The following is an 11,676-nucleotide window of genomic DNA, read 5'->3' on the forward strand; positions in this document are numbered from 1 at the left end:
TTGGGGGTGTTGGTGGGGTGCCCCGCCCCATGCCGGGGCGGGGGCGGTGGGGCTACTTCTTGGCGGTCGCCTTAGCGGGCTTGTCGCTGGTCTGCGCCTTCTGCGCGTCGGCCTGGTCCTTGGCTGCCTTGCGGCGCGCTTCCTTCTCGGTCTTGGCCTTGGTGCGGCGCTCGACTTCCGCGCGTCCCTCGTCGGTGAGTTCCGTCATGAGGGCGGCGCGTGCGGGGTTGGTCTCGGAGAGATTCATGATCGCGTTGACCAACTCGCGTTCCTGGTCGGGGAGCTTGCTGCCCTTCTCCGACTCGGGGGCGGGGGTGAGAACCGCCGCGATCACGTCCCACGGGGCGGACACGTCGGGCTGCGTGGCGCGGTACAGGGCGGTGATCACCGCTCCGTCTGCCTGCTCCCGGACCGCGTCCCAGTCGGCTGCCACGTGCTCGGAGTCGAGACCGTAGAGCGCGCAACCCTCCTCCACGAGCGTGGCAGGGGCCACGTCGGCGAGCATCGGCCACGACTTCGGCGCGGCGTCCCAACCGCGCTTGAGGGCTGCGAGCATGGCCACGACTGGCAGGCGCGTACCGGGGCAGCGCCACCCGAGACGGGTCGGGCTGTTCCTGCTGTCGTCGTGGTTGACGCGCTTGGTTGCCTCCATCACGACGACGGGCCGGTACTGCCCGTCCGCCATGGTGCAGAACCAGGCCAGAAGTGTGGAGAGTGCCGCCTTGACGGCGTCGGTGGTCGGCTTGGTAGGTGCCACTTTGGATCTTGCCTTTCGATGTTGTGGGTGCCCCCGCCCGTGTGGGCGGGGGCGGGAGTTGCTAGACGTCGCCGTCAGCGGTACCGCTGTCGCTTTCAGCATTCCGGTCGCGACGCTTGAGCCACAGAAGGTACGCGGCGGCCAGTAGCGCCAGTAAGGCGAAGACGGCCGGTACCTGCCACCCGTCCAGCCACGGGGTTTCCGTGGATACGGGCTTGGGCGTGGGGGTCGCACGGCGTGTGCTGGACGCGCGGGGCGTGGTCGTGGCGGTAGGTCCAGGCGTGCCGTTCCTGCCGTCCTTGCCGTCACGTCCGGGCGTGCCGGGGTTGCCCTGATTGCCTGTGGGGCCGACTGTTCCGGGCGTGCCTGCGGGACCGGTCGGACCGGTTTCGCCCTGGTCGCCCTTCGGGCCCTGGACGCCTGCGGGGCCCTGCTCGCCCTTCGGACCTTGGGGGCCTGCCGGACCTTCCGGACCTTGAGGGCCGGTCTGTCCGGTCTCACCCTGCGACCCCTGGGGGCCGGGCGAACCCTGCGGGCCGGTGGCACCGTTCGGACCGGGCGAACCCTGCGGACCGGTGAGGGTCACCACGTCCATGCACAGGGGAAACGGCATGACGGTCTTGATCACCTGGGGAGGTTCACCGGGGACGGTGATCTCCGCCGTAGGCGTCACGGTGACGCACGTTGGCACTGCTACGTGCGCCGTGGTGGTCGCGCTGCTGGGCGCGGCCTGTGCGGCGATGGCCAGGGCGGCGGCGATGGTCGCAGCGCTGAGAAGCGCTGCGCTCGCTGCCGTGGCCGTTGATGTGTTTCTCACAGTGATCACTGTGTTTTCTAGAAAATGAGGTAGCAAGAGTTGTCAATCTTTTGTTATCAACTCGTTGCGAAGCGGGAGTCCCAGTTATACCCCCACCCCCTATCCGGCCAGTGCTAACGCTTTAGTTTGAAAGCCATACTAAGTTCCGGGCTTACCCGAACCGTGATCCATTGCCCCGCGCCGAGCCGTCGGCATCGTCAGCTTCGGGTGGTGTTGTGGTGCTTGGGGCTGGTCGCGGTTTGTGTGCTGTTGTCGCTTGTGAGCGCTTCTGCGTGTGTCAGGGTCTCTCTGTGCTGGTGTGCCCCTGTTAGCGCGCGTGTGTGGACGTCGTCAGGTCTTTTGCTGGTCTCCTGTCTGTGTTCTTGGTTGTGGTCTGTGCGGTGTCCTGTTTATGCGAAAACCCGTCATCGACGACCAGGGGTTGCTGGCCTGGTGGGGTCGGTGACGGGTCTCGGGTGGTGCTTCCTGCTAGTCGGCGGCGAGGCGGTCGGCTGCGCATGCTCTGCAGGGTTCGGCCATGAACGGGTGGTGGGGGCACATGCGACCGACGCCTCGGTGTGCGTCGGGCATGGGTTCGAACTTGGGCAGGTGTTCGCCGGGGTTGGCGCGGAGCGCTCGTTGCACGTACCGGTACGGGTTCTTCACCTTGCTTCGGGCTCGTCCGAGGATGGTCCGCCTGATGTGGGCGGCTTGCTGGTCTGTGAGGTCGTGCGCGGCGAGCGGAGCGAGTTCGCGCTTGACCATCTCGTCTACCTGGGAAAAGTCCTGTCCGTCTGTCTGGTTGTCGTCGTGGTCGCGCGCGGGGTACGGCGGGTTAGATGACTGACTAGAGAAGTTGTCTTGGGAGTGGGATTGGGATGGGATTGGGGGGGCGTCTTCAGACAGGCCTGCGGTCGCGTCTTGAGACGCGTCTCCGCGTGATCTTCCTTCCTCGCGCTTGCGGTCTAGCCACCGCTCCTGACGTGCTCGTTTAGCGTCACGACCCTCCCTGATCTTCTCTGCGGAAGGCTGATAAATCAGGTAGTCATGCACACGCCAACCTGAGTCCGTTCTCTCCCACAATCCGACCGAAATCAGCTCATCTGCGTACCGCTTCGGAGCGCGAATATCGCTGACGAACCTCAGCTCACGCTCCTGGATGTGCCCGTCGGTCAAGTTGTCGTTGCACCAGCACAACGCCGACACGAACAGCCGAAACGCCCGGTCAGACAGGTGCCGCACCTTCCGATGCGTAGGAAACTGATCATCGACGCGAACCCACGGCATACTGCGTGCCGCCTTCCCTTCCATGAACGTGAAGCGGGGACCCGCCCACCGAGGGAAGTGGTCGAGCCCCCACCGTATATGCGTGGTATGTGACCTGCGCTCCTGGCCAGGGTTCGCGCCTTTGATCCTGCCCCCCTACAGCTCTTCGCGGAAAGGATGAACAGCAGGAGTAATCAGGAGTAATCAGGAGCATCTGTGGCAAATTCCTCCTACTCGGGTCCGGCCAGTTCACCCCTCCCTTTATCTCGGTGTCGGCCGTCGCCCGGTCACGTCGTACGTGGCTCGCCTACGTGGGTCGGACAGCACGTCGTACGCCTCCGTCACCTTCTTGAATCGCTCGGCCGCCGCGGCGTCGCCCGGGTGAAGGTCCGGGTGGAGCTGACGGGCCAGCCGGCGGTACGCCTTCTTGATGTCCAGCGCAGTAGCCCTCTGGTCGACGCCGAGCCGGCCGTACAGTTCGCCCTCAGCCGGTGCCGGCCTGGGCGGCGGCTGCCGAGGCGGGCCATCGGTCGCCGTCCGCCGCTGGCCCCGCAGGCAGGTGGACGTGTGCGGTCGCATCAGCTTCTCGTGCGGGGCGAGCGGCCGAGCCTTCGTCACCCTGCGGGAGCAGAGGACGCCGAACACGTCCTTCCACACGGCCGTATTACCGTCCGGGTCCGGGTATGCGTCGACGGCGAGCATCTTGCCGAGCTCGGTGGTCGTCCACCGGATCGACTTGCCGCACCCATGTTTCCGGCACTGGGCCAGGTCAGTCTGTGAGAACACGCACCACCTCGCCCGAAGGCAGGCCCTTGGCCGAGCGGGGTGTGCGGGTCATCCGCCGCCTTCGGTTCCCCGGCCCCCGAACCCTCCGCGCATTGAGCGTCATCGGCGGCTGCTCGGTCATCGGGTTCCTTCCGTGCCATCCTTGAGGAAGTGGGCCAGCCCCTGCATCGCCACCTCGGCCGCGTTCTTGCACCGCCGTGTCACCTCATCCTCGAAGTACTCAGCGAACTCCTCCGCGTGCGCATCCACGAGGCGGACGTGCGCGGCCACCTCCGCCTCCTTGGCCAGGCGTGCCACGCCGTCCGCGAATGGCAGGTGCAAGGCGCACACCGAGCGCAGCCGACCGACGTCGGGGCGGGCGAAGGAGTTCGAGGAGTACTGGACGAGGACGACCGCGACGGGAGGGCCGCATTCCACCCCGCGGGCCTTTCGGGTGACGGCGCAGAGGGGATCGTCGCTGTCGCGCCAGCGCCGTAGCCATGTGTTGCGGTGCCGGTAGCTGTTGGACTTGCCTTCGATGAGCTTGAACCCGTCGCCGGGCTGGTCGGGGTTCTGCTTAGGCATGGTGGCCTCGAACGGCCTCGTCGACCACGATCAGGCTTGCCCGCGCGCCTTTGATCGGGCCGTGCTTGGCGCGGCGTTCGTCGGCCTTGGCCAGGTAGTCGTGGCCGGCGTGGGTCAACTGAATCTTCCAGACGCCGAGCCGGGGGTGTTCGATGGTGATGAGCTGGAGCTGTGCGGGGAGGCGGAACGTCTCGTCCCGGGTGGAGAAGTCCGTGCCGTCGATCTTGCGGCATCCGCGTGGTGCAGGCTGGAACAGCACGCCATTTCCTAGGTCGTGGGCGGCGATCTGCCTCAGCAGGGCGATCGAGGCGCGCTTGAGTGGCTGAGGGGCGGTCATGGGTTACTCCTCGTTCTCTTCCGGCTCGGTGTCGCCGCCTTCTTGATCCAGGAACCGCTTGCGGACGAGCTTGATCCCGTAGGCGTCTCCACCGCGGGCGTGGGTCTTGGTGAACGTCCACTCCGGGTTGGTGTCCGTGATGATGGCGCCGTGGTCCATCAACGTGTTCTTGACGACGGCGAAGGCGTGCTCGGTGTCCATCGGGAAGCGGCGGATGCCGTGGGCTTCTGCCCAGATGACGTACTTGCCGTAGCCCTGGGCGTTCCTGACGTCGGTAAGGATGAGGCGAGCCTGGAAGGGCTTGGCGTCCTGCCAGTCGATCTCGTCCGGGCTCGGATATCGGTGTGGGTGGCGGATCAGGCTGCCGCTCGGATCAAACGGGACCTGCATCGTGATAGCTCCCCTTGTCGGTGTCGTCATCGGTGGCGGATTCGCGGTTGAGCAGGCGGCGCGCCAGTGCAGCGCCGCGGTTGTAGGTCTCGGTGTGGTCGCGCGGCGGCGCTGACGTCCACGAGTTCTTCTGCGCGTTTGTCGGCCTCCAGCCGTGGCCGACCTGCGCGTTGAGATAGTCGAGCGCGAACGCGTATGGGTCGGGCCGTTCGTCCTCCGGGAGCTGGTCACGCTCGTACATGCGGTGCGCTAACGCTCTGGCAGCGTCACTGATGGCGCGGCGCAGCACCTCGGCCGCCGTCACGACGGCGCCTTCCGTGTCGATGGCTTCCGCTGCGGCCGGCGGCGCACCCACCCGAGGTGGATCGCGGCGGAGACGTAGCGGTCAACCATCCGCTTCGACTTACCGGTCTCAGCGACGATCTCCTCGACGGTTTTGCCTTCGCGCACCAGGTCGGCGACCTGCTGCACGTTGGCCCGGCTGATGTTGTCCTTGGGCAGCCACACGGGCGGCTCGATGGGCTCCGGGTCAGTGATCGTGCAGCCCGCCCGGGCGAGTTCGTCAAGGACGGCTTCAGCGGTGGGCGTCTTCCTTCGGAGGACTCGGGCGATGGTCTTCTCGGCTGTGCTGGGCATGGTTCTCCTACTGCGGTGGTGCTGGTGTCGCGCGGAGAGCGAGCTGCCGCGCGGCTGCGATGTCATCCGGGGTGACGTGGCCCTCGACGACGGCGAGCAGCGTGGCGCCGTCGTGGGACCAGATCGCCGTCCGGCTATGGGCAGGCTTTTTGCGCCTTCGGTTCCGCTGTCGCTTGGTGTCGAGCGGTGCGCTTTCGGGTGCTGGCACGTTTGGGCTCCTTGTCGGGGTCGGGCAGGGGAAGTTGGAAGCCGACGACCTGGCCGTCAACGACGACGGGCTCGCCGCGCTCCTCGCGCTTGCGGGGACTCATCCGATCCTCGGGGTCGTGTCGTCGCGTTTGGGGGTGAGGTCCATCAGCCGGTAGTACGTGGGAGCGACGAAGACGACCATGCAGGCGAGGAAGATGAGGATGCCGCCCGGCTTGCTGTCCTGGTAGATGACCCAGGAGGCGCCCGAGGTGGCGGCGAGCACGGCGAGGAACGCCATGAGGCGGATCATGCGGCCATCACCTGCGGCCACGTCACCGTGTCGAGTGCTCTGCGGTGCGCTTTCGGCATGGCGGCGAGAGGGTGGCCGAGGCGGTCGGAGCCCATCGCGGCGAGCACGGCGGCGTCGCACATGTCGTCGTTGCCCTTGGTCACGAACATGGGCAGGCGGCGTGCAACCGCGTCCTTGACTTCGTCCTTCTTCACGTTGCCGCTGCCGGTCGCGTAGATCTTGAGCGTGGCTTGCGGCACCTCGACGATCGGGACGCCGATCTGGTGGATGAGGGCGTCCACGACCAGGTAGTAGAGGTAGGCCCGCTCGCCCGCGCCGCCCGAGCCGGCCTTGCCCCGGGCGAGCACGAACTTCTCGATGAGCACGAGGTCGGCGGTCTGCAGGTGAAGCAGCAGCTTGTCGGCTTGCTCGCGGATCGTCATGGTGCGCTGCTCGATCGCCAGCGCGGTGATTCCGTCGCGTCCGGCCGTGGCGCACCAGCCGGTGTTGAAGGCTAGGCCGGTGCTGGTGAGCGATATGTCGCAGCCCGCCACGCGGGGAGTCGTCATTTCCATTCCTTCGGGATGTCGATGTTGTGCAGGTCGTGATCAGTGATGTAGTCGTGCCAGGCCGCCAGGCCCTCCTGGCCGTTCACGTGCTCCGGTCTCAGGGTGCGGGCCCGCTGGTCGCGCCGCGCACGGCTGGCCCGCTGGTGCTTTCGGTGCAGCCGCACTCCGAACAGCACCAATGCGGCTGCGGCCGACACGGTGATCGCGCCGACCGCAGCCAGGAGGTAGAGCAGGAGGTCTCTCACGGGTGAGGCTGGGCCTCCGGGACGCGGTCGATCTCCTCGGTGTCGTCGTTAGCCACGCTGATCCCGGCCTCGTTGAGGCGGGCGCGGAGGGTGGCCTGACGTAGATGAGAGGCGGCCAGGTCTCTGCGCAGCTCATGGAGTTCGCTGGCGATCTCCGCCTGGTCCTGGATGGCCCGCGTTGTCGCTTCGACGGCGTTCGAGTACTGGGTCTCGGTCAGGTCCATGCGGCGTTCGAGCTCACGCCGCGCGGACTCGTGACCGAAGGCATAGCTGAGCGGGCAGCAGACCGCGAGCACCAGTATGACCGTGGCGAACGCCCAGATGCCCGCGCTCACGAAGCTGAGCGCGGAGTACGCCACCACGCCCGCGAGGACGATCCGCCGCTGGCGGCGGGTCAGCCGGTACCACCACTCTTCCATCAGACGGCCTGCCCTTCGAGCACGGAGAGGACGTCGTCCACGGAACGGTCAGCGGCGTCGTTCCAGTTCAGCAGCCAGTACATCGGGCCTTGGGTGCTCGTCTCCAGCCACCCCAGCGCGACAGCCAGCTCAGCGATGGTGTGGCGCACCGCCCGGTACTGGCCACGGTAAGCCGGTTCCAGCAGGGCCGCCCGCTTGTTTGCGGTGCTCAGGCTGAGGGGCGGAAGGCCCGCAGCCTGACCGATAGCCTCTACAAGGCACAGGCGGCACTCCGTCGGGTGTGCGGAGTCGGCGAGGTGCTCGTCCTTGACCCATCCGCGCTGACGCAGGAGTTCGGCCGTCTTGCGCCGGATCTCAGCGGTGTCGAGCGTGGTCATCAGGCAGCCTGCCCTTCGAGCACGCCGAGCACGTGGTCGAGGGTGGTGTGGGGCTTGTCGTTCCAGTACGACAGCCACCGCGTCGGCGGCATCTCGTGCGCGGGTCGGCCGAGCGTGGCGGCGATCTCGAAGCACAGGTCCTGCGCCATCTCCCAGCGGGCGAGGTAGCCCATGTCCTTGGAGTGCGGCTTGAGGCTGGCCAGCGCGACGGCGGGCAGGCCCGCAGCGAGGCTGATCGCCGCGACGAGGCACACGCCGGCCTTCTTGGGGTTGGTCGAGTAGTACTTGCCTTTGATCCAGCCGCCGGTCTTGAGCAGGTCGGCGGCTCCGACGCGGATGTCGGTCTTGCCGGGGACAGCGGTGAGGGTGGTCATTTGATGATCTCGCTTTCCAGGATGGAGGGGGACGAGGTGAGGACGACGATGGCGACCGTGACGGCGAGGAGCAGCAGCCCCACCAGCGCCCACAGGTCGGGGCGGTCGTTGCGGCGATTCACTGGGTACCGCCAGCGGGCGCCCAGTCGAGTTCCTCGGGCGTGCATTGCACGAGCTCGACGCGATCGCGTCCGCCGGTCTCGAGTGCGTGGCTGGCCAGTCGAGTCCACTCGTGTGCGGCGTATGCGTGGGGGAGCGGCCGGTCTGGGTTGACCGCCGAGTTGTTCACGAAGACCACCCAGTACGGGCCAGTCTCCTGCTGGTAGTCGATCCCGGACGGGTCGATCGAACCGTCCGGAAGGAGCTTGATCGTCACGCGCGCCCGACCTCGGCGAGGCGGGCCGGCTCGGCGGCGCTGGGGAGCGGTTCACTTTTGCACTGCTCACCCGCAGGGACGGACTGGCCGTCGACCGTGTGGTACCAGCCGAAGCTGGGGACCCAGTGCGCGGCTCGGCCGCACCCCGCGCACTCGATGGTCTCCGGGGTCTGCCCGCCGCTGCTGGGGTCGCGGTTCTGGTCGGCGTACCGGATCAGCGTCTCGATCTGGCGTGCCTGCCGCTTCAGGGTGCCGATCTCGTGGTCGGCACGCTGCCGGATCTGCTCGGCCTGGCCCACAAGGGAGTTGCGCTGGCCCACGAGCATCTGGATGGTGTCGTCGGTGAAGTACTGCCCGAGCGGGTCGATGGGGTTGATACCGGGCGGGTTACTCTCGTTCGCGGTGTTGTCGCTGGTCATGCCAACGGTCCTTTCGAGGGCGGGGTGAGGTTGGTGCCGTCCGGGCGCCCTGGCGTGTGCGCGGACGCCCGGACGGGGTTCATCTGGTGGTGCCTCGGCGGGATCCGTTGGTGATGACCTCACCGCCGATGGAGTGGTAGATGCGCCGAGCGATCTTGCAGCCGAAGCACTTGCACTGCGCGATCGGGTCGTCCCGGTTGTCGGCGGTGTAGGCCCACGTCGCGTGATCGGCCAGTTCCTCCTGTAGCACCGTCAGAATGTGGCGCAGCTCCACCCGGACCTCGTTGAGCTCCTCGGCCAGTTCCGCCTCTCGGCAGTCGCACGCAGTGTGGTGGTTCGTGCAGGCCAGCCAGCGAGGGTCCATGGTGTTCTTCGGTAGCGGCAGGATCAGGGAGATCTCAGCGCGCGGGCTGCGCCAGGTGGCTCGGTTGAACCTGACCACGTGACGTACGGCCAGCTCCGTGGAGGCCATCAGAAGTCGCCGCCCTGCTGCTCGCTCTGGGCCTCGGCCGCGAGCGCGGCCTTAGCGGCGTGGATCATCGTGTCCCAGGATTTGCGGGGCTGCTCGCTGCCGAGCGCCTGCTCCAGCAGTTCGGCCACTGCGACAACCTCATCGTGAGTCAGGGCGTCGGCCTTCATCACGGTCCGACCCAGCAGGTCGGACAGGTCGTGGAAACGCTCCTCGCCCGCGACGCCGACTCGGTCGAACGACTCGCCGATCTGCTTGTACAGGCTGACCCGCTGCTTAGCGCGCTCGACCTGGAGCCGCTTCAGCTCGGCCACGGCACGCTGTGCCTGGTCGTAGTTGAGGTTCTTCGTGGAGCCCTCGACCTTGACTCCCAGGAAGTTCGACAGCCAGGTGAACCGGGCATCGTCGTTCAGCTTTTTGGAACCTGTGCCGCTGTGCGGGGTGATGCCCAGGTCCGTCATCAGGATGCCGAGCACGCGAAGGTCTGCAGGGTCGGCGGGCCCGTCCTCGACGACGTCGCCCTCCACCGGCTCCTCCTTGGAGGCTGAGGGCTGCTCGCCGCCGCCGGCGGGCTTCTCATCGTCCAGGGCCGGGCTGGTCTGCTCGCTGGCGGGCGCGGTGCTCGACTGCGCTCCATCCGAGTCCTGTGGCTTGGGCAGGTTCACTCCCCGCCCGAGCGCGTTCATCGCCTGGTCGACCTGTGCAGCGGTCAGGTCGTGGGCCGACTTGAACTCGTGGTCGGGGAACAGGTCTCGGAGGTAACCGAGCTTGTCCTGCACGCCCTTGGCGTCCATCAGGTCGGCCAGGTCCTTCAGCTTCTTCGGACTGACGATGACCACGCCGGTCGCCTCCTGCGCAGCCGCGGCGGCCTCACGCACCGATGCGCCCGCCTCCACCGTGGCATCGGTGATGACGTACGAACCGTCCTCGTTGACGACGACGCCCATCTCCTCGGGGAGGTGGGACAGCCCAAGCAACGCTTCCTTCGCACCGTCCCGGCACACCTCGCCTTGGGCGCGGGCCTTGAGCATCTGCTCGGTGTACTTCGCGTAGTTGTCGTTCTGCTTGAACAGGCCCGCCCGCTGTGCGCGGGCTACAGTCCACTCGGAGATGAACTCGAAGTCCGGGTCATCGGCCCGGATGAGAGTGGCGACGGCCTTCACCGGGTTGCCCTGGTCGTCCCGCTCGACCTTGATCCTCAGCTTGTGCCCAGCGCGGCGGACGAGAGCGGACATGAAGGCCGAGGACGGGCACGGCTTTCCCTTGATGACATGGATCTCGGTGATGGCGACGACCGGATCCACGCGAAGCGCGATGCCGTACTCGATCGCGTACAGCACGTTGGCGGGCTGCTTACGGAAGGAATCAGGCAGCAGGCCGGAGTTGGCCAGCTCGTGCGCGTACTTGAGCCGGTCGGGGACCGACCAGGCGGCGATGGCGGGAAGGTTGTCCGAGGTGGTCATGCTGCTGCGGCTCCTTGCAGTTCAGAGGCGGGAAGGTCGGATTCGACGACCAGGTAGGGAATGCCGCCGCTCTTGGACTGGCGGCGGGCGACGTTGTCAAGGCCGTACCGGGCTCGGCCGGCCAGACCCATCGCGTCGAGCAGCTCCGCGCGGGCCCGCTCCGCGCGGGCCTTGGCCGCCTTGGCGTCAGCGAGAGCCGTCTTCTCCTCCGCCAGGGCGGGGAGCCAACGATCGGCCAGCTCAGGCGAGATGTCGTAGACGAGGTTGGGGTCGATGGCCGGATGCCGCTTGCGGATGGTGCGGACAGTGGCCTTGTGGCCATCGACCGGGGGCATCTCGTCCCAGGCGATGCTCACCATGAACTTCTCGGCCTGCTCGCGCATCCACTCGGCGTCGTCCGGGTTGTAGTCGATGTGGAACTCGCGGAACTGGAAGCCACGACCGATGAGGACGGCGACCTTCCACCAGTTGAGGCCCAGCGTGTCCATGTACCACTGGACCTGGGCGGCGTAGTAGACGGGGATCTCGTTGGTGCCGGGTGATCCCCACTCTCGGCCGCTCTCGTCGGTCTTGATTTCCAGTCCGCCGACCACGCGACCGTGCTGCAGGAGCAGCCGGTCGGGGTTGGCGAGCTGCCAGTCCCGTTCAGGGTCGGTGTGGATCCACGTTCCGGCCTCGACGAGCTTGAACTCTGGATGCTCGGCGGCGTACCAGTCCGCGACCCCACCTTCGAGGAAGTGGCCGCGGGCCTGGTCATCGTTCTGCGGGTCGGGCTCAACGAGGCCCGCCATCTCGCACCAGGTGCTGTAGCGGGATGCGTACTTGGACAGGCCGACGACCCCGGCGATGCGGGAGCCAGTCTGGTTTCAAGGGTGAGAGCTGGCCCCATCTACGGGTGAGTGTTGGCCCCACTGCGTGATCGGTTGATTGCGTTCTGGTGAGTTTTGGCCCCACC

22 protein-coding genes are annotated in these 11,676 nt (G+C 67.1%); all 22 read right to left on the minus strand.

The annotated features are described in order from the left end of the window. Positions 1–52: 52 nt before the first annotated feature. Positions 53–757 (minus strand): hypothetical protein, encoded by a 705-nt coding sequence (locus AB0L53_RS31855; RefSeq protein WP_364001648.1) that lies wholly within the window; start codon positions 755–757, stop codon positions 53–55. Positions 758–818: 61 nt separating this feature from the next. Then, positions 819–1,574 (minus strand): hypothetical protein, encoded by a 756-nt coding sequence (locus AB0L53_RS31860; protein ID WP_364001651.1) that lies wholly within the window; start codon positions 1,572–1,574, stop codon positions 819–821. 468 nt (positions 1,575–2,042) lie between these two features. Continuing rightward, complete coding sequence (locus tag AB0L53_RS31865; RefSeq protein ID WP_364001654.1) at positions 2,043–2,318, minus strand: hypothetical protein; 276 nt, start codon at positions 2,316–2,318, stop codon at positions 2,043–2,045. Between the two features lie 762 nt (positions 2,319–3,080). After that, the gene (locus AB0L53_RS31870; RefSeq protein ID WP_364001657.1) at positions 3,081–3,605 is read right to left on the minus strand and encodes a DnaJ domain-containing protein; all 525 of its coding nucleotides are present in this window, start codon (positions 3,603–3,605) and stop codon (positions 3,081–3,083) included. Positions 3,606–3,722: 117 nt separating this feature from the next. Further along, positions 3,723–4,169, minus strand: coding sequence for a hypothetical protein (locus AB0L53_RS31875; protein WP_364001660.1), 447 nt, complete (start codon positions 4,167–4,169; stop codon positions 3,723–3,725). Then, positions 4,162–4,506 (minus strand): hypothetical protein, encoded by a 345-nt coding sequence (locus AB0L53_RS31880; protein WP_364001663.1) that lies wholly within the window; start codon positions 4,504–4,506, stop codon positions 4,162–4,164. The genes AB0L53_RS31875 and AB0L53_RS31880 overlap by 8 nt, the downstream gene beginning before the upstream one ends. 3 nt (positions 4,507–4,509) lie before the next feature. After that, positions 4,510–4,896, minus strand: coding sequence for a hypothetical protein (locus tag AB0L53_RS31885; RefSeq protein ID WP_364001666.1), 387 nt, complete (start codon positions 4,894–4,896; stop codon positions 4,510–4,512). Continuing rightward, entirely contained in the window at positions 4,880–5,200 is a 321-nt protein-coding gene (locus AB0L53_RS31890; protein WP_364001669.1) for a hypothetical protein, read from the minus strand. Before AB0L53_RS31890 ends, AB0L53_RS31885 begins: the two co-directional genes overlap by 17 nt. Next, positions 5,197–5,532, minus strand: coding sequence for a hypothetical protein (locus tag AB0L53_RS31895; protein ID WP_364001672.1), 336 nt, complete (start codon positions 5,530–5,532; stop codon positions 5,197–5,199). The genes AB0L53_RS31890 and AB0L53_RS31895 overlap by 4 nt, the downstream gene beginning before the upstream one ends. Before the next feature lie 7 nt (positions 5,533–5,539). Continuing rightward, positions 5,540–5,740, minus strand: coding sequence for a hypothetical protein (locus tag AB0L53_RS31900; protein ID WP_364001675.1), 201 nt, complete (start codon positions 5,738–5,740; stop codon positions 5,540–5,542). A gap of 99 nt (positions 5,741–5,839) precedes the next feature. Beyond that, entirely contained in the window at positions 5,840–6,031 is a 192-nt protein-coding gene (locus AB0L53_RS31905) for a hypothetical protein (protein WP_364001678.1), read from the minus strand. Further along, positions 6,028–6,579: a hypothetical protein gene (locus AB0L53_RS31910; protein ID WP_364001681.1), complete on the minus strand. Its 552-nt coding sequence runs from the start codon at positions 6,577–6,579 to the stop codon at positions 6,028–6,030. The genes AB0L53_RS31905 and AB0L53_RS31910 overlap by 4 nt, the downstream gene beginning before the upstream one ends. After that, positions 6,576–6,824 carry a hypothetical protein gene (locus AB0L53_RS31915; protein ID WP_364001684.1) on the minus strand — a complete coding sequence of 83 codons (249 nt, stop codon included), beginning with the start codon at positions 6,822–6,824 and terminating at the stop codon, positions 6,576–6,578. The genes AB0L53_RS31910 and AB0L53_RS31915 overlap by 4 nt, the downstream gene beginning before the upstream one ends. Beyond that, positions 6,821–7,243, minus strand: a complete 423-nt coding sequence (locus AB0L53_RS31920; RefSeq protein WP_364001687.1) for a hypothetical protein — start codon at positions 7,241–7,243, stop codon at positions 6,821–6,823. Before AB0L53_RS31920 ends, AB0L53_RS31915 begins: the two co-directional genes overlap by 4 nt. Continuing rightward, positions 7,243–7,620, minus strand: a complete 378-nt coding sequence (locus AB0L53_RS31925; protein WP_364001690.1) for a hypothetical protein — start codon at positions 7,618–7,620, stop codon at positions 7,243–7,245. The genes AB0L53_RS31920 and AB0L53_RS31925 overlap by 1 nt, the downstream gene beginning before the upstream one ends. After that, on the minus strand, positions 7,620–7,994 hold the full coding sequence (locus tag AB0L53_RS31930) for a hypothetical protein (protein ID WP_364001693.1): 375 nt from the start codon (positions 7,992–7,994) through the stop codon (positions 7,620–7,622). The genes AB0L53_RS31925 and AB0L53_RS31930 overlap by 1 nt, the downstream gene beginning before the upstream one ends. Continuing rightward, on the minus strand, positions 7,991–8,116 hold the full coding sequence (locus AB0L53_RS31935; protein WP_364001696.1) for a hypothetical protein: 126 nt from the start codon (positions 8,114–8,116) through the stop codon (positions 7,991–7,993). The genes AB0L53_RS31930 and AB0L53_RS31935 overlap by 4 nt, the downstream gene beginning before the upstream one ends. Then, on the minus strand, positions 8,113–8,370 hold the full coding sequence (locus AB0L53_RS31940) for a hypothetical protein (protein WP_364001699.1): 258 nt from the start codon (positions 8,368–8,370) through the stop codon (positions 8,113–8,115). Before AB0L53_RS31940 ends, AB0L53_RS31935 begins: the two co-directional genes overlap by 4 nt. Next, positions 8,367–8,789, minus strand: coding sequence for a hypothetical protein (locus AB0L53_RS31945; RefSeq protein WP_364001702.1), 423 nt, complete (start codon positions 8,787–8,789; stop codon positions 8,367–8,369). The genes AB0L53_RS31940 and AB0L53_RS31945 overlap by 4 nt, the downstream gene beginning before the upstream one ends. Before the next feature lie 79 nt (positions 8,790–8,868). Beyond that, a complete protein-coding gene (locus AB0L53_RS31950) occupies positions 8,869–9,261 on the minus strand; it encodes a hypothetical protein (RefSeq protein ID WP_364001704.1) in 393 nt (130 codons plus the stop codon). Further along, entirely contained in the window at positions 9,261–10,721 is a 1,461-nt protein-coding gene (locus AB0L53_RS31955; protein WP_364001707.1) for a hypothetical protein, read from the minus strand. Before AB0L53_RS31955 ends, AB0L53_RS31950 begins: the two co-directional genes overlap by 1 nt. After that, positions 10,718–11,569, minus strand: coding sequence for a YqaJ viral recombinase family protein (locus tag AB0L53_RS31960; protein ID WP_364001716.1), 852 nt, complete (start codon positions 11,567–11,569; stop codon positions 10,718–10,720). The genes AB0L53_RS31955 and AB0L53_RS31960 overlap by 4 nt, the downstream gene beginning before the upstream one ends. Positions 11,570–11,676 lie beyond the last annotated feature (107 nt).

The organism is Nonomuraea sp. NPDC052129 (assembly GCF_040680095.1).
In the GTDB taxonomy this organism is placed as follows: domain Bacteria; phylum Actinomycetota; class Actinomycetes; order Streptosporangiales; family Streptosporangiaceae; genus Nonomuraea.